Here is a 21,702-nt window from a genome sequence, read left to right as displayed (position 1 = left end):
TGAGATAAGTAAATACGGAAAACAATCCTGTTTGAGTTCAAACAGGATTGTTTTCTATGTCAAATGACGAATTTTATTCGCAGCAAACTTTCAGTTGTGCGGCTCTTACTCTGGTACTATAATAAAAAGAAAGAAAATTCATAAAATAACCGCTTTTTTGTTATTTTTAGGAAGGCTAGTCAATTGTCGGTTGGGTAAGTAGGCTTAGTCAAGGTTATATACGCAGTAAAAATAGCAGAAAAGAGGAGCTGAACGTATTTTATGAAAGAGGAGCTCGTGTATATAGGAAAAAAGATTATTGAACATAAATATAGCTTGTCAGAAAAATTAGCGGAACGTTTAGATGCTACCCATCCCCTAAGTCTAGAGGAATTAAAAGAAAAGCAAGTTTTGAAGTGGCGAGTGCTAATTATGGAGTACTTTGGAAGAGCGCTATTTGAAGAGCAAGAGGCTGTACTTAAACTTGTTAAAGAATGGGCACTTGATACGGGGAAGTATGCAGTAGAAAAAAATATTCCTTTAGAAAAAGCATTAGGGACCCTGCCAATCTATCGCAGCGTTATTTGGGATGTATTTACACGAGAGCTAGAGGAGCATCAGTTTGCTGCAATTACCATGCTGCATGTCAGTGAGCGAATTGATCCGCTTTTAGATACGGTAACATGTGTTTTTGGTCAAATTTATGATGAGCATAATCGATACATGATGAATTTAGCTTACACGTCACTAGAAGAACTGTCAGTTCCGCTCGTACCTGTCACAAAAGGTATCGCTATTATGCCGATTATTGGAGAAATTGATACTCATCGCTCGCAAGTTATTATGGAAACTTGCTTGAAAAAAGGGACAAGCCTTCAATTATCCTATCTTATTTTGGATATTTCAGGTGTCGTGATTATTGATACAATAGTAGCAGACAATCTGTTCAAAATTCATCGATCTCTCAAATTAGTAGGAGTGGAAGCTATTATAACAGGGATACGACCGGAAATTGCCCAAACGGTAGTGAAACTGGGAATTGATTTTAATCAAATTAAAACAGAAGCAAATTTAGAAGCAGCGCTTTTAAAAATTGGGTTTAGACGTCCTGAAGAACATAGCCGCGCGGATGTGTCATCACGGCGTATAAAATGACCGGTTATGAACATGCAATGGGGATATTCATTCTTCTAAACGTCGGTATGAAATATGGATTTCAGCAGATAGAAAGTAAGCGCATAGTAAAAAAGCGGATGTTAATCAACATCCGCTTTTTTACTTAATAAATGCCATATGCCATGGTAGCACAAAAGCATAAACGAGGAAGTATACCACTATTGAATAGATAAAAAACCAGCCGTTTAAATGCATATAGCCACTTTTAATCATTCCGTATTCTATGAGTAGTGAACCAGCGCAAAAGAGAAGTGATAAAACCCATTTATTTTTAGCTGTTAAGTAAGTCAAAAATAAAATGGAAAGGGAAGGTGGAATAAATGTATAGCTTAGAATATCTCCAAGTCCTGTAACTTTTGGATCTCCCAAATCAATCATGTTAAAAACACGCGTAATGATAACATCACAAAGCCATCCGACAAACCCAACTACGCAAAACGTGATATAAAAATCTCGCCAAGTTAGCTGTCGTTTAAATAAAACAAGGGCAAGAATAAATAAACATAAACTAACGGTAATCGGAAACCACAAACCATGTGCAGATAAGTCTAAATGCTGAATTGCTTGCTCCAACATTGTTCACCTCAAAAGAAAGAGTTAGTGTTGAAGTTAGCCTATGTTATGGAAGGTATTTTATACATTTTCTACGCGTTGCGTGTATATTCTTCTCGCAAGATTGAATATAACTTTAAGTCTTGATGAGCTCCTTTAATAAACATGGCTTTTCGAATCGTTCCTTCATAAGACATACCGATTTTTTTCATTACTTTCTCAGATGCAGCATTTTCAACAAAGCACCTCGCCTGAATGCGCACTAAATCCATTTCTTCAAATCCAAACGCAATTACTTTTTCAGCTGCTTCTGTAACAAATCCCTTATTCCAATATGCTTCAGAAATCGCATAGCCAATTTCCGCAATGCGATGTGTAGGGTTCCAAGTGACAAAGTCAATGGTGCCAATACATTTTTTTAAGGCTTTGATTTCCATAGCCCAAGGAGAAATGGATTGGTTGCTGTACTGCTTTAGAACGAAGGAAACAAACTCTTTTGTATCTTGAAGCTTTCGGTGCTTTTCCCAATTTACATATCTGCTCACCTTTTCATTTGAGGCATATTCAAACATGTCACGCACATCTTTTTTTGTAACTCTCCGCAAGCGAAGTCTTTCGGTTTCTAGTGTGGGTAAATTTCCGTATATATCTTTTACTTGAATCATAAAGTTGTCTCCTTTCTCAGCAAGAAGTGGATGAAATGTTGATAATAATGTTTCATAGAAGCTGCAGCATTCCAAAAATACGCTTTCTATTTCATGTGCTTGATTCTTTAATTGTAAAATATTTCATTGGTGAGCGTAAGAGGTCAAATGGGTTTTTAAAAAATAAAAAATTATTTTTTCTGTTCATAATCAGTTCACATATGCTTGTTAGACTAAAGTCAGAAATTAAGAAGGAGTGAAATGAAACACATGAACAGTGAAGTGAAAGAAGAACGAACTTCAAATAAAAACAGAATAGACTTATTTTTAGTTCCCATTGTTTTAATTGCAGCATTTTTGAACTTATTTAAAATTTGGACAGATGAATACGCCAACGCTTATTACACGGCAGCTGTCAAAAGTATGCTTCAAAGTTTTCATAATTTCTTTTATGCATCTTTTGATCCAGGAGGCTATGTAACGATTGATAAGCCGCCGGTTGTATTTTGGATTCAGACAATTAGTGCCAAAATATTTGGATTTCACGGATGGAGCGTCATTCTACCGCAAGCATTAGCAGGCATCGGTTCAGTCCTTTTACTATACGTACTCGTAAAACGTACGTTTGGCGTATGGGCTGGGAGATTTGCTGCTCTTGCCATGGCTCTGACGCCAATTGTACCTGCGGTAAGCCGAACAAATAATATCGATAGTATGCTTGTATTTACATTATTAGTAGCAACGTGGATGTTATTTCGTGCTGTGCGTACGGCTAAATTTGGCTGGGTGTTAGCAGCTTTTGCGATGATTGGTGTTGCATTTAATATGAAAATGCTTCAAGCATACATGGTTTTACCAGCATTTTATGTTTTCTATGTAGTGGCAACCAAAATCACTTGGAAAAAGAAAATTGCTTTTTTAACAACAGCAACTGTACTAATGCTCGCGGTTTCTGTCTCATGGGCAGTTGTAGTGGATTCAACTTCTGCTGATAAGCGACCTTATATGGGAAGCAGTCAAACAAATTCAGTTTTAGAGCTTGCTTTTGGATATAACGGTATTAATCGTTTAACTGGAAATACAAGCGTGACGGGAAGCAGTCATAAGCAGCCTGCTCAAACTGAGCAGCAAACAGCAAGCAGTGAAACAAAACAAAATAGTAATTCAAGTGCTGATTCTTCACAAAGCTCAAATCAAAGAAAAAGCAGCTCTTCCCAAAAGATGCAGGCTCCAGGCGGAGGGAATCAAAACGGAATGTTCAACACGGGGAATCCTGGTCCCTTCCGACTATTCCAAAAAGGGTTATCAGATCAAATCAGCTGGTTATTACCATTTGTAATCTTTTCAATCGTGGGTTTATTTGCCGGAGTAAAATTTAAAGGGCCTTACACGACAAAACAAAAAGAAAGTTTATTTTGGTTAGCGTGGCTGCTACCAGTAGCTGTCTTCTTTAGTATCGCAGGATTTTTCCATCAGTATTATTTAATTATGCTGGCACCTCCAATCGCTGCATTTGCCGGAGCGGGAGCAGTAGCTTTATGGAGCATGTACAAACAGCATAATGGCTGGAAATCATGGCTGCTGCCAGGTGGTATTTTAACAACAGCAGCACTTCAAGTATATATTATGTCTCCTTATGTCAGCTCAATCGGGGCAGCGCCAATTGCAGGTGTAGGAGCACTGGGCGTCATTTTAGCTCTTGTTTTAGCTGTTCGTAAACAGCGTAAAAATTCGTTGACGAACTACCTGGGAGCCGCAGCGATGGTTGTCTTACTTGCGATGCCGGCGTACTGGGCGATGACACCAATTATTTATGGTGGAAATAGCATGCTTCCATCAGCAGGTCCTGATTCTTCAAGCGGTATGGGAGGACCTCCAAGCACAGCTACAAATAGCAAACAATCTGGCTTTAACGGCATGCAGCCTCCAGGAAGCTCTAGCGGCAATTCATCATCGAACAATCAAATGCAGCCGCCAAGCGGTCAAATGCCAGGTGGTTCGTCCAATAATGGTCAAATGCAGCCGCCAAGCGGTTCTTCAAACAGTGGTCAAATGCAAATGCCAGGCGGTTCATCCAATAATAGTCAAATGCAAATGCCAGGCGGTTCATCCAATAATAGTCAAATGCCAAATAGCTTTTCAAGCAAATCATCATCTTCAAAACGAAAAAGTGGAGGGATGAACGCAGAAGTAAACCAAAAGCTACTAAACTATTTAACAAAAAATAATACAGGTGAAAAATATTTATTTGCCACAACGGATTCAACTTCAGCTGCACCTTACATTATCAAAACGGGCAAGCCAGTAATGGCAATGGGTGGATTTAGCGGTTCAGATCCAATTTTAACGGTAAGTAAATTAAAAGCCATGATTAAAAAAGGTGAAGTGAAATATTTCTACTTGTCTGGAATGGGCAAGGGAGGTCAATCTGACGTTATCACGTGGATTAAAGAAAATAGTAAGGAGATTCCTTCTTCCAAGTGGCAGTCTACTTCATCAAGTGCTCAGCAAGGGCCATTTGGAAACGGAACACTATACGAAATAACGCTTAAATAAGGAGGGCATGAACATGAGTTCCATCGTTAAATATTCTATTGTTGTTCCTGTCTACAACGAAGAAGAAGTGATTCATGAAACCTACCGCCGTCTCACAGAAGTGATGCGTTCAACGAAAGAAGCTTACGAGCTTCTTTTCGTGAACGACGGCAGTAGAGATCGAACAGCAGAAATCATTAAAGAGTACAGTGAGCAAGACCCAGCGGTTGTTTTATTAGATTTTGCCCGTAACTTTGGTCATCAAATTGCTATTACAGCTGGTATGGATTATGCAAGAGGAGAGGCGGTCGTTGTGATTGATGCTGATTTGCAAGACCCGCCCGAATTGATTTTAGAGATGATTGAAAAATGGAAGCAAGGGTTTGACGTTGTATACGCTAAGCGTACAAAGCGAAAAGGAGAAACATACTTTAAAAAACAAACGGCTGCTATGTTTTATCGCTTCTTACGTGCGATGACCGATATTGATATTCCGCTTGATACAGGGGATTTCCGTTTGCTAGATCGCAAAGTGTGCAATCAAATGAATAGCATTCAAGAAAAAAATCGCTTTGTTCGGGGATTAGTAAGCTGGGTTGGCTTTAAGCAAACAGCAGTAGAATATGAGCGAGACGAGCGTTTGGCCGGGGAGTCGAAATATCCTTTGAAAAAGATGCTGAAGCTTTCAATGGATGGTATTACATCTTTTTCATATAAGCCATTAAAGCTAGCTAGCTATGCTGGTGTAACTCTATCTGGTATCGGTTTTATTTATCTTTTAGTAGTGCTGTATTTGAAGTTATTTACAGACAGCACCATCACCGGGTGGTCGTCATTAATTGTCATTCAGCTATTCTTTAGCGGCATCATTTTAATTATTCTTGGTATGATTGGAGAATATATTGGCCGCATCTACGATGAAACAAAAAATCGTCCACTCTATATCGTCCGTGAAAAGTATCAGCTTGAAACACGCAAGGAAGTATCACTTCGTGACTAACAAATGGATATCTTTTATTAAATTTGCGTTAGTAGGAGTTGTAAATACACTGATTGATTTTGTAGTATACGCACTTTTAACAACAATCGGTGTTAACTACATACTAGCGCAGTGGGTTTCATACAGTGCGGGCATCTTAAACAGTTATGTCATGAATCGCAAATGGACGTTTGAGAGAAAAGAAAAAAGCAGTAGGCGTGAAGTGATTTCATTCGTGATCGTAAATTTGATCACTTTATCCCTAACATCATTTCTGTTGACTGTTCTATATAATAAATGGGGTATATCGCTGCTAATCAGTAAACTTTTAATTACAATCGTAAGTATCGGTATCAACTTTATTGGTACTAAATTATTTGTATTTACTACTAAAAAAGAAAGAGGGATTCATATATGACGATAAAAAAAGCAGTTATTCCAGTAGGTGGTTTAGGAACTCGATTTTTGCCAGCGACAAAAGCGCAGCCGAAAGAAATGCTGCCAATTGTCGATAAGCCTGCTGTACAATATATTGTAGAAGAAGCTGTGAAATCAGGCATTGAAAGTATTATTTTTATTACAGGACGAAACAAAAAATCAATTGAAGACCATTTTGATAAATCAATTGAGTTAGAGCGAATGCTTGAAGAAAAACACAAGTTCCAAATGCTAAAAGAAGTACAAACGATCTCATCAATGACCAGCATTCACTATATTCGTCAAAAAGAGCCGTTAGGACTCGGTCATGCTATTCTTTGTGCCGAACAGTTTATTGGAGATGAGCCGTTTGCCGTTCTTCTTGGAGACGATATTATGACTTCTGAAGAACCTGGGCTCAAACAGATGATTCAAGCGTATGAAACGACTAATCAATCAGTTATCGGAGTTCAAAAAGTGGATGTTGAAGAGGTATCAAAATACGGAATCATTCAGCCGAAAAATAAATCTGGCAGCCTTCATGAAGTGAATGACTTGATTGAAAAACCATCGATAGAACAAGCTCCGTCAACTATTGCCGTTATGGGCCGCTACATTTTAAATCCTTCTATTTTTTCTTATCTAAAAACGATTGAAAGAGGGGTAGGAAATGAATTACAATTAACTGATGCACTGCGTGTGGTATGTGAAAAAGAGCGATTGTTTGCTCTTGAACTGGAAGGACAGCGCTTTGATATTGGAGATAAGGTAGGCTATATGAAAGCGATGGTAGAAGTTGCATTAAAGCGCAGAGATTTACGTCAAACGTTTTTATCGTATTTGGAGGGAATTGTAGAAAAAGAACGAGCAAACAACTTCAGCTAATAAGAGTTAATCCGTTTGTTCATATTCAGTTCATATTTGAAGTATAAAATCATTGTATGATCTTATGCGGCTCTCTGTTTACTATAAACAGAGAGCTTACTGTGCGTAAAAGCTGGACAAACTTAGGAATAGGGAGAGACATGTATGATTCAAATATTAGTTGCAGATGATGATCAACATATTCGAGAGCTGATATCATTATATTTAGAAAATCAAGGATTCAAAATTATAAAAGCAGCAGATGGTGAAGAAGCGTGGGCGAAAATGGAAGAGTTTCGAATTGATCTAGCGGTCGTTGATATCATGATGCCATTTAAAGACGGATGGGAACTAACAAAGGAAATTAAGGAGTATTTTGATATACCGGTTTTAATGGTAACAGCTAGAGGCGAATCGCATGATAAGCTAAAAGGATTTGATATCGGAACAGACGACTATGTCGTGAAGCCTTTTGATCCTCAGGAAATGGTTGCTCGTGTAAAGGCTCTTTTACGCAGATACCGAGTAGAAGCTAACAATGTAATCTATATGGGGAATATAAAACTAGACCGTACCAAATTAGAGATGAGTGCAGGAGAAACAAGCGAACAGCTGCCGTTAAAAGAGTTTGAATTACTGTTCACGTTAGTTAGTTCTCCAGGAAAAATTTTTACTCGTGATCAGCTTATTCAATTAATTTGGGGATATGATTATGAAGGCGATGAGCGCACGGTAGACGTTCACATAAAACGTCTGCGAGAGAGGCTTAATCATATGAAAAACGTCGGTATGGAAATCAAAACAATTCGCGGACTAGGCTATAGAGCAGAAGGGTGTTAACGTGAAATCAATTTATGTAAAGCTGGTTCTGTCGTTCATCATTACAATTTTATTGAGCGTTGTGATTACCGTTGTCGTCACGACATTTCTTAGCAAGCAGAAGCTCGAAATGCGATTAGGTCAGGATATGGTGAAGATGGGAGAAGATTTTATCGATTTGTACGGAGCAGAAGACTCGGACAAAGCTGCAAGGTTTTTATCTAATTCATCATTCATTCATTTTTCGTTTATTATTATTGATGATCAGCATGAAGAAAAAGTATTAGGACAGCCAGGACCGCCTATTCCAATTACACCGAAAGAAGTAGATCAAGTATTAGACGGGAAGCGTTATTCTAATTTAAACGAGGAAAAAGATGATCGTCCACAGCCAAACGTAGTGGGTCTTCCTTTTAAAGAAAATGGACGGTCGTATGCTCTATTTATTCAGTCTCATCCACAGCGGCAATTTTCAGTTATTCAAGATGTTCAAAATATCCAGCTTATTACGATTTTATTAGTGGGTATTGTATTATTTGCATATGTTTCAATGATTATTATTAAACCGATTAAGCGTCTCAGTACAGCGATGAAAGTTGTCGGACAAGGCGAATACAATGTGCAAGTCGAGCACGCAGCGAATGATGAAATCGGTCTGTTAACTAAAAATTTTAATCAAATGACTAAAGAATTAAACAAAATAGAAACGATGAGGCAAGAGTTCATTGCTAGCGTTTCGCATGAGATTCAATCACCGCTGACCTCTATTCGCGGTTTTTCAGCGGCACTTAAAGATGATATCGTCAGTGAAGATAAAAAGATACAATATTTAACGATTATTGAAAAAGAAAGTACAAGACTTTCTCAGCTTAGTTCCAATTTGCTAAAGCTTGCTTCTCTAGACTCTGAACATCAAACGCTAATGCTGCAGCCATACCGCCTGGATGAACAAATCAGGCATGTGGTCATGGCTTTAGAACCTCAGTGGACAAAAAAGAACATAGAAATTGATCTTGATTTATCAAATGTTCAAATGGAAGCAGACAAAGATTTGTTAGAGCAAGTGTGGCTGAACTTAGTAACAAATGCTATTAAATATACGCCTGAAAATGGATTTGTGAAAATATCCATTTCTCTAAAAAACGAAGAAATAGACGTGAAAATAAAGGATAATGGAATTGGTATTGCCGAAGAAGATCAAAAATATATTTTTGAAAGCTTTTATAAAGTAGATAAATCGAGAACGTTAAAAGGAAGCGGCCTCGGTCTAGCCATTACAAAAAAAATTGTTCGGCTGCATGAGGGCGCAATACGTGTTGAAAGCAAAAAAGAACAAGGAAGCATCTTTACGGTAACCCTGCCTATCCAAAAAAATAGGACTAAAAAAGACTCGTCTGTGTAAGTTCATGCAGATGAGTCTTTTTTATTAGGTCAAAGATATAAAAAAAATTAATAATATCTATTTATTTTTTTAATCCCTACTTGACATATAGGTAAAGTGTAAATAATATAGATAGTATAAATCTTTTGAAAAAATTGGGATGCTAAAGAAGCTGATCGGTCAACCGAAGGCTCATACTTGTTCGCTACTAGTGTGGGCCTTTTCTGTACATTGGTTGTGGTCATTAAAATCTCAATCTTCAACTGAACATATGGGGAGGATTACCATGTATTTATCTTCTGCACATTATACAAGTACTTATAGATGTTGTTCGCTTTGTTTATTCAACTGCAACTAAAATATAAATTTATCTATGAATAGGAGAATGATAAAATGGCTTCAATTACACAAGAAAAATTAGATTATATTGTTAAATTACTAACTGAAATCAACTATGGATCTGTACTAATTACCCTTCACGACGGACAAATTACTCAAGTGGACAGCACGGAAAAAAACCGCTTTTTAGCTAAAAGCAAAGTAGCAAGCCACAAATAAGCCTATTTAAATACGTATTTAGAGAAACTGAAGGGCCAGCCTAGCTAGCGAATGCTTGGCGGCGGGGCAAGCAAGTACCGTACTAAATATAGAAAACGTGCGTATTCGAAGAAAAATTGACTTTCTTTCCGGTTAAAGATTTAGAATTTTTTGAATTAAAATTGAGTTATAGGTTGTATGAGTATGACGATGAGAAGTATAAAGCTGCTAAAGCAGCAGCTTTGTACTTTTTAAAATTATGAAAATCTGACAGTTTCATTCCTGTGCTGACCGGATTACCGAAGGCTTCTGACCTGTGTTAGGAGTCTTTTTTTTATTCTTAAATTAATATAATAGGAGGAGAAAAGATGGAAAATTTATTACGAGCAGCGGTGCGGCAAAGAAAACAATACCTCATTGAAAAGTTACTGAAAAAAGGGATTTACAAAAAAGAAAACCATCATCTTTTTGAACTTACACTCTCTGACTTAGAAAAAGAGTATCAGGCACGCAGTAAGTAAGGAAAGCACGTAAAAAGAACTAAAATAAGTGTAAAAAAGATTAAAAACCTAGTTGACTAATAGGTAAAGTGTGTTTATTATAAAAACAAGAATAAATTGTCTTTTCAGAAAGTATCTTCTTTTTATTCTTACGAATAAATTTAATAAGAATAATTTAAGAGCATATACGCTGATCAGACTAACTGAAGGCTGCTTCTCTTTTCAAAGAGATAGCGGCCTTTTTGTATTTTTTTATAAAAAGGGGAGTAAAACATGAAGAAAAAAGCAGTTCAGTTTTTAATGGTGCTAACAGCACTGCTCGTCGTGCTAGCAGGTTGCGGCAATGGGAAATCTACTGAAACAGCAGGGAAAGATAGTTCTGCGAGTAAAAACGATTCAAAAAAAACAGTAGAGCTTTTAAACGTTTCATATGATCCTACACGTGAGCTTTATCAGGAGTTCAATAAGAGCTTTGCATCTTATTGGAAAGATAAAACAGGGCAAGACGTTACTATCAAGCAATCACACGGTGGCTCTGGTAAGCAAGGCCGGGCAGTTATTGACGGTTTGGAAGCGGATGTAGTAACGCTGGCGCTTGCTTACGATATTGATGAAATCGCTCAAACTCGCCAATTATTAAACAAAGACTGGGAAAAAGAATTGGCTCATAATTCTACACCATACACATCAACAATTGTTTTTTTAGTTCGTAAAGGAAATCCAAAGGGAATTAAAGATTGGAATGATTTAACGAAAAAAGGTACATCCGTTATTACACCAAATCCAAAAACGTCTGGAGGCGCACGCTGGAATTATTTAGCAGCTTGGGCATACGCGAAGAATAAATATAACGGAGATAACAAAAAGATTGAAGACTTCATGAGTAAACTTTATGGAAATGTCGAAGTGTTAGACTCAGGCGCACGCGGAGCGACAACTACGTTTGTAGAACGGGGTATTGGAGACGTGTTAATTGCATGGGAAAATGAAGCTTACTTATCGTTAAATGAGCTAGGAAAAGATAAATTTGAAATTGTAACACCGTCATTAAGTATTTTAGCAGAACCGCCTGTTGCTGTAGTAGATAAAGTAGCTGAAAAGAAAGGCACAACAAAGGTAGCAAAAGCATACTTGAAATATCTATATACAGAAAAAGGTCAGGAAATCGCAGCGGAAAACTACTATCGTCCTCGAAATGAAAAAATATTAGAGAAACACAAAGATCAATTTCCTTCTCTTAACCTAGTCACCATTAAAGATTTTGGCGGCTGGAAAAAAGCTCAAGAAACTCATTTTAACGATGGAGGAACATTCGATCAGATTTATCAGCCAAAGTAATATGATGCATTAAAAAAGTAAATGAGGAAGATACGAATGGTAATTCGTATCTTCTGTGTACATGTATCTTGAAAGCAGAGAGAGGTGTAAGACGTGAGCGTGTTACAACGACAGAAGAAAAAGAAAAGCATCTTACCTGGATTTGGGCTTTCTTTAGGTTTTACGATGTTTTATGCAAGTATCCTTGTGCTTTTTCCGTTAGCTATGATTTTTCTAAATACGGCATCTATGGGATGGAGTGAGTTTATTAAAACTGTTACAGACTCTAGAGTAGTAGCATCATATAAATTAAGTTTTGGAGCAGCATTTGCAGCAGGGATTATTAATGTTATTTTTGGAACTATTATTGCATGGGTATTAGTGAGATATCATTTTCCAGGAAAGAGGTTTATTGATGGACTTGTAGATTTGCCGTTTGCTTTACCAACGGCTGTTGCCGGCATTGCCTTGACCACTCTTTACGTTCCGAAAGGATGGATTGGTCAATTATTTACGTTTAAAATCGCATTTACGCCTATCGGAATTATTATCGCTCTGACGTTTATTGGTCTGCCGTTTGTTGTCCGAATGGTGCAGCCAGTATTGCAAAACTTTAATGCAGAGATCGAAGAAGCATCGGCTAGTTTAGGAGCCAGTCGAATGCAAACGTTTAGAAAAGTTGTTTTTCCAGAGCTGGTGCCTGCTATTTTAACAGGCTTTTCTCTTTCATTCGCAAGAGCGCTTGGAGAATACGGGTCAGTTGTTTTTATTGCTGGAAATATGCCGATGAAAACTGAAATTACGCCGCTTATTATTATGACAAAACTCGAGCAGTACGATTATGCGGGCGCTACTGCTATTGCATCAGTCATGCTCGTTGTATCATTTTTTCTGTTATTACTTATTAATATTATTCAATGGTGGACAAATCGTAAATTTGTACATAGTTAAGGAGGGATGACATTGGCAGGACATGTTCCAATGCAGCATGCAAAAACGACTGTTAAACTTAATCATTCTAGTTTAAAAGAGCCCAAAGTCGTCCAATGGCTGCTTACATTTATTGCACTGGCTTTTTTAGCTCTATTCTTAGTGCTCCCACTCATCACCATTTTTATGACAGCTTTTCAAAAAGGGCTGGAAACGTATCTCGCTGCGATTACGAATCCGGATGCTTTGGCTGCTATTAAACTAACGCTAATTGTGGTGCTTATTACTGTTCCTTTAAATGCCGTTTTCGGCGTGGTAGCTGCATGGTTAATTACAAAGTTTGATTTTAAAGGAAAGAATATTTTAATTACGCTTATTGATTTGCCGTTTGCTGTTTCGCCTGTTATTGCTGGATTGGTTTTTATTTTATTATTTGGTGCACAAGGGTTATTCGGAGAATGGCTGTTTAATCAAGATATTAAAATTGTATTTGCTATTCCGGGTATTATATTAGCTACTCTTTTTGTAACGCTTCCGTTTGTTGCCAAAGAATTGATTCCACTCATGCAAGCTCAAGGGTCAGCCGAAGAAGAAGCGTCGTTAACGTTAGGAGCTAGCGGTTTCAAAACTTTTTTTCTAGTGACGTTACCTAATATTAAATGGGGCTTATTATATGGCATTATCTTATGTAATGCGCGCGCAATTGGAGAGTTTGGAGCTGTATCCGTTGTGTCTGGGCACATTCGAGGAATGACAAATACGATGCCTCTTCATATTGAAATTCTCTACAATGAATATCAATTTGCAGCAGCGTTTGCGGTAGCATCTTTAATGTCAGTTTTGGCTATTTTTACATTAATTATAAAAAATATTATTGAGTGGAAGGCCAAACATATTTAAAAAGGAAGGAGCTTATGAGATGAGTATCCATATTAAGCACGTATCAAAGAACTTTGGTGATTTTAAAGCGCTGGATTCTATTAACATTGATATTCAAACGGGTGAATTAGTAGCTTTACTCGGTCCGTCCGGTTCTGGAAAAACATCTTTGCTTCGTATCATTGCCGGTCTTGAACATCTTGATCAAGGAGCTATTTTATTTGATGGAAAGGAAATTACGCACATAAATCCAAAAGAGCGAAATGTAGGGTTTGTTTTTCAACACTATGCTTTGTTCAGGCATATGACTGTGTTTGATAACATTGCGTATGGTTTAAAAGTACGACCTAAAAAAACAAGGCCTTCTAAAACAGACATTACCAAGAAAGTAACCGAGCTGCTGCAGCTTGTTAAACTAGAGCCGCTTGCAAATCGCTATCCCTCTCAATTATCGGGCGGACAGCGCCAGCGAGTAGCGCTTGCTCGAGCGTTAGCAGTAGAACCGAAAGTACTGCTACTAGATGAACCTTTTGGCGCTCTGGATGCAAAAGTTCGCAAAGATTTGCGCAGATGGCTACGTAAATTGCACAATGATTTTCATATTACGAGTATTTTCGTTACGCATGATCAAGAAGAAGCTTTAGATGTGGCCGATCGTATTGTTGTGATGAACAACGGGAAAATTGAGCAGGTTGGAAGTCCTGAAGAAGTATATGATCATCCTAATAGTCCATTTGTGTACGATTTTTTAGGGAACGTCAATTTATTCAAGGGCCGCATTCATAAAGGCAGACTAAAACAAGGAAGCTTTGAAATGGATGTTCCAGAATTTAACGGAAGAAATGAAGAAGCAGCTGTTGGGTATGTACGACCTCATGATATTCACCTTGAAAAGGTAAGAACAAGCGCAGATGCTGTTTCTGCAACCGTTAGCCATATTCATGTGATAGGGCCTATCGTGCAAGTTGAATTAAAAAGAGAAGATGCAGAAGAATTTTTAGAAGCTGAATTGAGCAAAGAGCACTATAAAGTCCTCAGTCTTCAAGTGGGAGAGAACGTGTATGTAAAGCCTAAGCAGCTAAAAGTATTTATTCCAGAAGATTATTCTATTTAATAAAAAGCGTAAAGGGTATGCCTTTGCGCTTTTTATCTAACAATAAATTAGTACCAGATATTAAAAGTAGGTGTTATAATTAAGTATCAACTGATTTGAGGTGGAGAAATGATGCAATCAAAAGCTAGAATCACAGGAATGGGGATATATACACCAAAGCAAAAATTAACGAACGACCATTTAAAAGAAATGGTTGATACAAGTGACGAATGGATTGTACAGCGTACCGGAATGAAAGAACGACGAATTGCTGGTGAAGGCGAATACACGTCTACGCTTGCCATTCGAGCCGTTGAAAATTTGCTTAACCGATATGCTGTAGAAATAGAAGATGTAGATGCAATTATTGTTTCGACAACAACGCCAGATCACTTTTTTCCTAGCGTAGCATGTCAGATTCAAGATTACTTTCATATTGATCAAGCTGCTGCATTTGATCTAAGTGCCGCATGCGCCGGTTTTACATATGGCCTTCATGTGGCGAACGGCTTAGTGACGTCGGGATTGCATAAAAAGATTTTAGTTATTGGTGCTGAAGTCATGTCGAAAATTACAGATTATACGGACCGGGCCACATGCGTGCTGTTTGGTGACGGAGCGGGAGCTATGCTTATAGAGTACGATGAACATAATCCGAGTTTCTTAGGATGTCACTACGGAACGGACGGAAGCGGAGGGGTGAATTTATATCGTTCTAACTTATCTAATACTCTTTCAGGAAAAGAAATTAATTCGAGCGGGAATTTAGTTCAAAACGGGCGTGAAGTATACCGCTTTGCTGTCCGAACGATTCCAAAAGGAGTAGAAGCATTATTAAAGAATACTTCCATTTCTCTTTCTGATGTAAATTGGTTTATTCCGCACAGTGCAAACCTTCGAATGATTGAAGCTATTTGTGCTAAAACAGGTGTTACAATGGATAAAACGTTAACGAGTGTGCAATACTGCGGAAATACATCTTCAGCTTCTATTCCGCTTGCTTTAAACGAAGGAATAATGACAGGAAAAGTACAGGGTAATGACCTCCTTATTCTTTATGGGTTTGGAGGAGGATTAACGCACTGCGGCTTGTTAATTAAATGGACGTGTAAAGAAAAAAGCTAAAAGGCGTCGCCTTTTAGCTTTTTTCTTTTTCATTACAGAGCTTTTTATTGTCGTTCCAAGAAAGTTTATTCTTTTTATAACAGCAGGTTTGCAGTATTTTCAGCGCAAACATATATAATAGAAAAAACCCGCTTTTTTACAGCGGGTTTTCAACTGGCTTTTGGAATGGTAAAACCTAATCCAAAGACGTCGCGTACATCGTGTACGACCACAAAAGCTTGTTCGTCGACTTTATGAATAATGCGCTTTAATTCTAGCAGTTCTTGTTTGTTCACAACTACGTACAATACGTCTTTTGCTTCTTTTGTATAGCTTCCATGAGCAGAAAAGACAGTGACGCCGCGCTGCATCTTTTTATTGACTTGTTCGGCTACTTCAACTGAACGGTGTGAAATAATAGTGATTGCTTTGCGAGGGTTGAGTCCTTCAATAATATAATCAAGCACCTTCGTTCCGATGTAAAGAGAAATAACCGTATACATTGTCTTTTCTCCACCGATGACAAAATAAGCGCTTGCTACAACTAATAAATCAATTGCCAGCATCGTTTTGCTAATATTCCAGTCTAGATATTGATTAGCTAAGCGGGCAATAACTGCAGAGCCTCCGGAAGTTCCGCCGCCTCTAAACACAAGTCCGAGTCCTACACCAGCTAAAATACCAGCAAAAATAGCCCCCAGTAGCGTATCGTCAAGAGGATTTCCCAGTCCTTCAGTTATATGTAGGAATAGAGAAGTGAAAATAATACATATAATTGTGTAAACAATCACACGTTTATGAAGCAATTTGTATCCGATCAGTACCAGCAAACCGTTTAATATAAAGTTTGTGATACCCGGAGACCAGCCTAGTACATAATAGGTAATCATTGTTACACCGGTTACGCCGCCTTCTGCTAATTCATTTGGAATAGCAAAGTAATTAATGGCCAGTGCGAAAATGAGGCTCCCTAGAATAATGAGGATAATTTCTTTTATTTTATTAATCATGAACGTTACCTCCAATCATCAAAAGCTCCGAAAACACAGTCATGACAATGTATTATACCAACTCTAGAGACCGAATTAAAGATGGGATATTATTATTTTTTTAAAAATCAGTTTCTGCTATTAACATAAAATCTTTTGACAGTTTTTATGGAGTATGAAAAAATGAATTGTTTGCTTTTATTTTGATTAAAAAGTTTTGCAATGAGAATGTTCGTTCGGTAAAATAGAAGCAAGAGTCAAGGGGGAGAATGAACGTGTATCAAGATGAATTAAAACAGTACGCGAAGTTAGTAATGCCCGAGCATTTAGAGAAAATGAAGAAAATGTACAGTCCCGATGCGCATAAGCAGCCTTTAGGGTTAAAAAAAGAAAAGATTGAGCATATTGAAAATGTCATTATGAACAGTTACTCGGAGCATCATCCAGTAACGCTTCACGTCTATGAAGCAGGACATATTCAAAGGTATGAACGAGTGACGATTGATAAAGTCTCGCTGCAGTCGAATACGCTGATGGTTACAGGCCCTTGCTATACATATTCGATTCGAGCGGATGCAGTAATTGAAGCAGATGTATGGAAAGATGAAAGCTACTCTAGCTAAGAGTAGCTTTTTTGTTCGTTTTGTATCTTTTTTTTAACGCATGCATACAATACATAAAAGCATATTCTGCGAGTAGCAACTTCTAGCTACTAGGAAATTTTAATTAAAGAAGGGATTATTGTATGCAAAATGAAAAAACTCAAGTAAGAGAAATCGAATTAACGCAGTTCATTAAAAAAAGACTCGTTCGTTTTATCTCAAGTTTAGCTATTTCTTCTGCCCTTGCTTCCATATTATATATGCTTCTGTTTTTATTTAAATGATGGGTCACTTTGAGTTGTCCAAAAAGGTGGACAACTTTTTTGGTGTGTAGGCTTTTATGAAATCAGGACAAGCTATTGCTGATTCAGTCAGAAAAATTCAATCGGTCAAGAAATAGTCAAAAACAGTCATAACTAATTGAGTGGAAGAAAACCTTTACATATAATGAGAAAAGTAGACAAATTCTTGAATTACCAGCATATTTCCTTTTGTATGAACTATTATTAAACCAAATGCAAATCTAATTGTTCATTCAAAAAACTTCATTTTGTAATTAAAAAAATGAATGTTTTTGATTTTTTATGATTGATTTTGAATGTAAACCGTGATAAAGTAAGTACATGAAATAAATGAAAACGCTTTTTTGAAAAAGGAGCTAGAACATGTTAACGCCGGAAAGACATCAACTAATCTTAAAACTTTTAAAAGAGAAAGAACTTGTAAAAGTGCAAGAGTTTATCGAAGTTACAGGCGCTTCGGAATCAACCATTAGAAGAGACTTAAGTCAACTAGAAGAAGAGCAAATGCTCAAACGTGTTCATGGTGGCGCTTCGCTTATTCGCAGTAAACGAATCGAACTGAGCGTTATCGAAAAATCTGCTAAAAATGTTCAAGATAAACGAAACATTGCAGAGTATGCGGCTTCCATTATAAATGAAGGTGACTGTATTTTTTTAGATGCAGGAACTACAACGTATGAAATGATTCCTTTTTTAAAGCAAAAAGATGTAGTTGTCGTGACAAATGGTTTAATGCATTTAAACCCGATGCTAGAACAAGGTATCACCCTCTATTTAATTGGAGGATCTGTTAAACATAAAACGGGCGCTTTAATTGGCAATGGAGCTCTTTTAAGTCTTGAGCAATATCGTTTTGACAAGTGCTTTATGGGAGCGAATGGGATTCATCATCAATATGGATATACAACTCCTGATCCAGAAGAAGCATTGATCAAGCAAACGGCAATGAAGCTGTCTAGAGAATCTTATATTTTATCAGATTCCACTAAGTTTTTTGAAACAAGCTTTGCGAAAATAGCCGATTTACATGAAGCAAAAATTATAACAAATGACGTACCTAGCGATGTACTTATACAGTATGCAAACAAAACAGACATAAAGGTTGTGAAATCATGATTTATACATGTACGTTGAACCCATCCGTTGATTACGTAGTACATGTTTCAGCATTCGAAGAAGGCGGGCTTAACCGCACAACGAATGAAGCCAAGTTTCCAGGAGGAAAAGGCATTAACGTCTCTCGCGTTTTAAAACGATTAGGTGTTGATAATAAAGCCCTCGGTTTTGTAGCCGGCTTTACAGGAACCTATATCGAAGACTACTTAAAAGCGGAGAATATCGAAACAGCTTTTACAAGAGTTGAGGGAGATACCCGTATTAACGTAAAGTTAAAAACAGAAAAAGAAACAGAAATTAACGGTCAAGGACCTGCTATTACAGACGAAGCGCTTCAGTCTTTATTGACTCAAGTAAAGCAAATGACTGAAGGCGATATCTTCGTATTAGCAGGGAGTATACCGAAAACGCTTCCAAGTTCTGTGTATGAAACGTTAACTGAACTAGCAGCAGCGAACGGAGTAAAAGTTGTAGTAGATGCAAGTGGAAAAACTTTGCTAGACGTCGTGTCCCACAAGCCGTTTTTTATCAAACCGAATCATCATGAACTTGCAGAATTGTTTGATGTAGAAGTAAACAGTGCAGAAGATGCGCTAGTATACGGTAAGAAGCTCGTGGAACAAGGAGCGCAAAACGTCGTTGTGTCTATGGCAGGTGATGGAGCACTGCTTATTAACGAAAGCGGTGTCTACAGTGCCACAGTCCCTAAAGGAACGGTAAAAAATTCTGTTGGAGCTGGCGATTCACTTGTAGCTGGATTTATTGCTTCTTATGTAAAACAAGGGGATTTATTAGAAGCTTTTCAAACAGGAGTAGCTTCAGGAAGTGCCACAGCATTCTCACTTGAATTATGTACAGCAGAAGATGTAGAGACGCTTCGTGAACAAGTGTCAATCACAAAGGTAGAGTAGGGGGAAACGAGAATGAGAATTACTGAATTATTAAAAAAAGATACAATCATTCTTGATTTAAAAAGCACGTCAAAAGCTGATGTTATTGATGAATTAGTTGGAAAATTAGACGAAGCTGGTCGCTTAAGCGACCGAGCTGGCTATAAAGAAGCAATTTTAAATCGTGAATCTCAAAGTACAACGGGAATTGGAGAAGGCATTGCCATTCCGCATGCGAAAACAAGCTCGGTAAAAACACCGGCCATTGCATTTGGACGCTCAACAGAAGGTATCGATTATGAATCATTAGACGGACAGCCTGCACACTTATTCTTTATGATTGCAGCCAGTGAAGGAGCGAATAATGCTCACTTAGAAACATTATCTCGTTTGTCTACGTTGTTAATGGACGAATCGTTCCGAAAAACGTTGCTAACAGCATCATCAATTGATGAAGTCATTAAAGCAATTGATGATAAGGAAACTGAAAATGAAGCGCCGGAAGAGGAAATAGATACAGCTTCAGATCAATTAGTGCTTGCTGTAACGGCTTGTCCAACGGGAATTGCCCACACATATATGGCAGCGGACAGCTTAAAAGCAAAAGCGAAAGACATGAATGTCACGCTAAAAGTTGAAACAAACGGTTCCAGCGGGGTTAAAAACGCGTTGACGAAGGAAGAAATTGAAAACGCTACCGCTATTATCGTTGCAGCGGACAAGCAAGTAGAAATGGAACGTTTTGCAGGTAAAAAAGTCATTCAAGTTCCAGTAGCTGAAGGAATTCGCAAGCCTGAAGAATTAATTAACCGCGCGTTAAAAGGAGACGCTCCTGTATACAGCGGCGGCGGTGGCAGCAAAGAAGGCGGAGAAAGTAAAGGATCAGAGCGTACAGGGTTTTACAAGCACCTAATGAGCGGTGTATCCGCAATGCTTCCGTTTGTTGTAGGGGGCGGGATCTTAATTGCTATTTCATTTATGTTTGGCATTCACTCAGCAGAACCGAAAGATCCGACGTACAATGCATTTGCAGCAGCATTAAAAACAATTGGCGGAGATAATGCATTCTTCTTACTAGTACCAGTACTAGCAGGGTTTATTGCAATGAGTATTGCTGATCGTCCTGGTTTAGCTCCCGGTATGGTTGCAGGTCTTTTAGCAGCTTCTGGCGGAGGCGGTTTCTTAGGTGGTTTAATCGCTGGTTTCTTAGCAGGTTATGTAGTAGTGGGGTTAAAGAAATTATTCAGCGGTTTACCGCAAGCGCTTGATGGGATTAAGCCAGTTCTTCTTTATCCGCTATTTGGGATCTTTATCTCAGGATTGATTATGCTTTATGTTGTAAATGAGCCAGTTAGTGCGATTAACAAAGGATTAACGCACTGGTTAAGTGGATTTGGTACAGGTAACTTAGTATTATTAGGTATTATCTTAGGCGGTATGATGGCGATTGATATGGGTGGTCCTATTAATAAAGCAGCCTTTACATTTGGTATTGCAATGATTGATGCTGGAAACTATGCACCACACGCAGCGATTATGGCAGGCGGTATGGTTCCACCATTAGGTATGGCCATTGCGACAACTTTGTTCAAAAATAAATTTACTCGCCAAGAGCGTGAAACAGGTAAAACGTGTTATGTAATGGGTCTTTCATTTATCACAGAAGGTGCGATTCCATTCGCAGCAGCTGACCCAGGCCGTGTGATTCCCGCATCGGTTATCGGTGCTGCAGTAGCAGGTGCTTTAACAATGATGTTCCACATCGGTTTACCAGCACCACACGGCGGCGTATTCGTTATCGGAATTGTACAAGGAAATCCTCTTTTATATGCACTAGCAATTTTAATTGGTGCAATTGTAACAGCGGTCCTTGTAGGTGTATTAAAAAAGCCAAAAGCAGAATAACAAATAAAGACTGATTTTACATGATGTAAAATCAGTCTTTTTGTGTTTTTCTGGTAGACATTTGTTCTTTATGAGAGTACAATTACGGTAGTATTCCTTTAATTTTTAGAAAAGTTAGATAGATAAGCTTTTCTACTTGATAAAATATGGTACAATAATCGAATATTAAAAACAAAGTAAGGAAGTGTCTCA

General features: G+C 37.9%; 22 protein-coding genes. 19 read left to right on the top strand and 3 right to left on the bottom strand.

All coding sequences use genetic code 11. From position 1 onward, the window contains the following. Positions 1-261 precede the first annotated feature (261 nt). Positions 262-1,134, top strand: a complete 873-nt coding sequence (locus tag AC1DEF_RS09540; RefSeq protein ID WP_097823575.1) for an STAS domain-containing protein — start codon at positions 262-264, stop codon at positions 1,132-1,134. Between the two features lie 120 nt (positions 1,135-1,254). Here the strand turns inward: AC1DEF_RS09540 and AC1DEF_RS09535 are convergent, their stop codons facing one another. After that, positions 1,255-1,731 carry a hypothetical protein gene (locus tag AC1DEF_RS09535; RefSeq protein ID WP_013082943.1) on the bottom strand — a complete coding sequence of 159 codons (477 nt, stop codon included), beginning with the start codon at positions 1,729-1,731 and terminating at the stop codon, positions 1,255-1,257. A 68-nt stretch (positions 1,732-1,799) separates the two neighbouring features. Further along, positions 1,800-2,372: a GNAT family N-acetyltransferase gene (locus tag AC1DEF_RS09530; protein WP_097823574.1), complete on the bottom strand. Its 573-nt coding sequence runs from the start codon at positions 2,370-2,372 to the stop codon at positions 1,800-1,802. 240 nt (positions 2,373-2,612) lie between these two features. Here AC1DEF_RS09530 and AC1DEF_RS09525 point away from each other — a divergent pair, with 240 nt between their 5' ends. From AC1DEF_RS09525 to AC1DEF_RS09465, 13 genes are all read left to right on the top strand, one after another. Next, positions 2,613-4,907 (top strand): ArnT family glycosyltransferase, encoded by a 2,295-nt coding sequence (locus tag AC1DEF_RS09525; RefSeq protein ID WP_477727354.1) that lies wholly within the window; start codon positions 2,613-2,615, stop codon positions 4,905-4,907. 13 nt (positions 4,908-4,920) lie between these two features. Further along, entirely contained in the window at positions 4,921-5,886 is a 966-nt protein-coding gene (locus AC1DEF_RS09520) for a glycosyltransferase family 2 protein (protein WP_097823572.1), read from the top strand. Continuing rightward, positions 5,879-6,283 carry a GtrA family protein gene (locus AC1DEF_RS09515; RefSeq protein WP_097823571.1) on the top strand — a complete coding sequence of 135 codons (405 nt, stop codon included), beginning with the start codon at positions 5,879-5,881 and terminating at the stop codon, positions 6,281-6,283. Before AC1DEF_RS09520 ends, AC1DEF_RS09515 begins: the two co-directional genes overlap by 8 nt. Then, positions 6,280-7,167 (top strand): UTP--glucose-1-phosphate uridylyltransferase GalU, encoded by an 888-nt coding sequence (gene galU, locus AC1DEF_RS09510; RefSeq protein ID WP_097823570.1) that lies wholly within the window; start codon positions 6,280-6,282, stop codon positions 7,165-7,167. The genes AC1DEF_RS09515 and galU overlap by 4 nt, the downstream gene beginning before the upstream one ends. Before the next feature lie 144 nt (positions 7,168-7,311). Continuing rightward, on the top strand, positions 7,312-7,986 hold the full coding sequence (locus tag AC1DEF_RS09505) for a response regulator transcription factor (RefSeq protein WP_013056822.1): 675 nt from the start codon (positions 7,312-7,314) through the stop codon (positions 7,984-7,986). A gap of 1 nt (position 7,987) precedes the next feature. Next, complete coding sequence (locus AC1DEF_RS09500; protein WP_097823569.1) at positions 7,988-9,367, top strand: sensor histidine kinase; 1,380 nt, start codon at positions 7,988-7,990, stop codon at positions 9,365-9,367. A gap of 372 nt (positions 9,368-9,739) precedes the next feature. Continuing rightward, on the top strand, positions 9,740-9,904 hold the full coding sequence (locus AC1DEF_RS09495) for a YezD family protein (protein WP_013056824.1): 165 nt from the start codon (positions 9,740-9,742) through the stop codon (positions 9,902-9,904). A gap of 347 nt (positions 9,905-10,251) precedes the next feature. Next, on the top strand, positions 10,252-10,404 hold the full coding sequence (locus AC1DEF_RS09490) for a Fur-regulated basic protein FbpA (RefSeq protein WP_097823568.1): 153 nt from the start codon (positions 10,252-10,254) through the stop codon (positions 10,402-10,404). A 252-nt stretch (positions 10,405-10,656) separates the two neighbouring features. Further along, positions 10,657-11,721: a sulfate ABC transporter substrate-binding protein gene (locus AC1DEF_RS09485; RefSeq protein WP_097823567.1), complete on the top strand. Its 1,065-nt coding sequence runs from the start codon at positions 10,657-10,659 to the stop codon at positions 11,719-11,721. A 93-nt stretch (positions 11,722-11,814) separates the two neighbouring features. Continuing rightward, on the top strand, positions 11,815-12,651 hold the full coding sequence (cysT, locus tag AC1DEF_RS09480) for a sulfate ABC transporter permease subunit CysT (RefSeq protein ID WP_097823566.1): 837 nt from the start codon (positions 11,815-11,817) through the stop codon (positions 12,649-12,651). Positions 12,652-12,663: 12 nt separating this feature from the next. After that, complete coding sequence (cysW, locus tag AC1DEF_RS09475) at positions 12,664-13,530, top strand: sulfate ABC transporter permease subunit CysW (RefSeq protein ID WP_097823565.1); 867 nt, start codon at positions 12,664-12,666, stop codon at positions 13,528-13,530. Positions 13,531-13,549: 19 nt separating this feature from the next. Beyond that, entirely contained in the window at positions 13,550-14,623 is a 1,074-nt protein-coding gene (locus AC1DEF_RS09470; RefSeq protein ID WP_097823564.1) for a sulfate/molybdate ABC transporter ATP-binding protein, read from the top strand. A gap of 108 nt (positions 14,624-14,731) precedes the next feature. Continuing rightward, positions 14,732-15,727: a ketoacyl-ACP synthase III gene (locus AC1DEF_RS09465; protein ID WP_097823563.1), complete on the top strand. Its 996-nt coding sequence runs from the start codon at positions 14,732-14,734 to the stop codon at positions 15,725-15,727. A 149-nt stretch (positions 15,728-15,876) separates the two neighbouring features. Here AC1DEF_RS09465 and AC1DEF_RS09460 read toward each other — a convergent pair whose 3' ends face one another. Continuing rightward, positions 15,877-16,716: a YitT family protein gene (locus AC1DEF_RS09460; RefSeq protein ID WP_043982155.1), complete on the bottom strand. Its 840-nt coding sequence runs from the start codon at positions 16,714-16,716 to the stop codon at positions 15,877-15,879. A gap of 248 nt (positions 16,717-16,964) precedes the next feature. On the opposite strand from AC1DEF_RS09460, the gene AC1DEF_RS09455 reads away from it, so the two are divergent. The 5 genes from AC1DEF_RS09455 to AC1DEF_RS09435 all read left to right on the top strand — a co-directional run bounded on the left by AC1DEF_RS09455 (position 16,965) and on the right by AC1DEF_RS09435 (position 21,510). Beyond that, complete coding sequence (locus AC1DEF_RS09455) at positions 16,965-17,318, top strand: YolD-like family protein (protein WP_026106574.1); 354 nt, start codon at positions 16,965-16,967, stop codon at positions 17,316-17,318. 122 nt (positions 17,319-17,440) lie between these two features. Continuing rightward, positions 17,441-17,581 (top strand): hypothetical protein, encoded by a 141-nt coding sequence (locus tag AC1DEF_RS09450; protein WP_013056833.1) that lies wholly within the window; start codon positions 17,441-17,443, stop codon positions 17,579-17,581. 381 nt (positions 17,582-17,962) lie between these two features. Next, entirely contained in the window at positions 17,963-18,715 is a 753-nt protein-coding gene (locus AC1DEF_RS09445; protein ID WP_013056834.1) for a DeoR/GlpR family DNA-binding transcription regulator, read from the top strand. Next, on the top strand, positions 18,712-19,626 hold the full coding sequence (gene pfkB, locus AC1DEF_RS09440) for a 1-phosphofructokinase (RefSeq protein ID WP_097823562.1): 915 nt from the start codon (positions 18,712-18,714) through the stop codon (positions 19,624-19,626). Before AC1DEF_RS09445 ends, pfkB begins: the two co-directional genes overlap by 4 nt. Positions 19,627-19,638: 12 nt before the next feature. Beyond that, positions 19,639-21,510 carry a PTS fructose transporter subunit IIABC gene (locus AC1DEF_RS09435; RefSeq protein WP_477727353.1) on the top strand — a complete coding sequence of 624 codons (1,872 nt, stop codon included), beginning with the start codon at positions 19,639-19,641 and terminating at the stop codon, positions 21,508-21,510. The last annotated feature ends 192 nt before the right edge of the window (positions 21,511-21,702 follow it).

It is taken from the genome of Priestia sp. 10L35, from assembly GCF_056395685.1.
This window is presented reverse-complemented; position numbering and strand designations above follow the sequence as displayed.

Excerpts from the sequence above, each read along its gene's own strand:
- AC1DEF_RS09540 (WP_097823575.1), top strand. The coding sequence starts at position 262 with ATGAAAGAGGAGCTCGTGTATATAGGAAAAAAGATTATTGAACATAAA.
- AC1DEF_RS09535 (WP_013082943.1), bottom strand. The coding sequence starts at position 1,731 with ATGTTGGAGCAAGCAATTCAGCATTTAGACTTATCTGCACATGGTTTG.
- AC1DEF_RS09530 (WP_097823574.1), bottom strand. The coding sequence starts at position 2,372 with ATGATTCAAGTAAAAGATATATACGGAAATTTACCCACACTAGAAACC.
- AC1DEF_RS09525 (WP_477727354.1), top strand. The coding sequence starts at position 2,613 with ATGAAACACATGAACAGTGAAGTGAAAGAAGAACGAACTTCAAATAAA.
- AC1DEF_RS09520 (WP_097823572.1), top strand. The coding sequence starts at position 4,921 with ATGAGTTCCATCGTTAAATATTCTATTGTTGTTCCTGTCTACAACGAA.
- galU (WP_097823570.1), top strand. The coding sequence starts at position 6,280 with ATGACGATAAAAAAAGCAGTTATTCCAGTAGGTGGTTTAGGAACTCGA.
- AC1DEF_RS09505 (WP_013056822.1), top strand. The coding sequence starts at position 7,312 with ATGATTCAAATATTAGTTGCAGATGATGATCAACATATTCGAGAGCTG.
- AC1DEF_RS09495 (WP_013056824.1), top strand. The coding sequence starts at position 9,740 with ATGGCTTCAATTACACAAGAAAAATTAGATTATATTGTTAAATTACTA.
- AC1DEF_RS09490 (WP_097823568.1), top strand. The coding sequence starts at position 10,252 with ATGGAAAATTTATTACGAGCAGCGGTGCGGCAAAGAAAACAATACCTC.
- AC1DEF_RS09485 (WP_097823567.1), top strand. The coding sequence starts at position 10,657 with ATGAAGAAAAAAGCAGTTCAGTTTTTAATGGTGCTAACAGCACTGCTC.
- AC1DEF_RS09470 (WP_097823564.1), top strand. The coding sequence starts at position 13,550 with ATGAGTATCCATATTAAGCACGTATCAAAGAACTTTGGTGATTTTAAA.
- AC1DEF_RS09465 (WP_097823563.1), top strand. The coding sequence starts at position 14,732 with ATGATGCAATCAAAAGCTAGAATCACAGGAATGGGGATATATACACCA.
- AC1DEF_RS09460 (WP_043982155.1), bottom strand. The coding sequence starts at position 16,716 with ATGATTAATAAAATAAAAGAAATTATCCTCATTATTCTAGGGAGCCTC.
- AC1DEF_RS09455 (WP_026106574.1), top strand. The coding sequence starts at position 16,965 with ATGAACGTGTATCAAGATGAATTAAAACAGTACGCGAAGTTAGTAATG.
- AC1DEF_RS09450 (WP_013056833.1), top strand. The coding sequence starts at position 17,441 with ATGCAAAATGAAAAAACTCAAGTAAGAGAAATCGAATTAACGCAGTTC.
- AC1DEF_RS09445 (WP_013056834.1), top strand. The coding sequence starts at position 17,963 with ATGTTAACGCCGGAAAGACATCAACTAATCTTAAAACTTTTAAAAGAG.
- pfkB (WP_097823562.1), top strand. The coding sequence starts at position 18,712 with ATGATTTATACATGTACGTTGAACCCATCCGTTGATTACGTAGTACAT.
- AC1DEF_RS09435 (WP_477727353.1), top strand. The coding sequence starts at position 19,639 with ATGAGAATTACTGAATTATTAAAAAAAGATACAATCATTCTTGATTTA.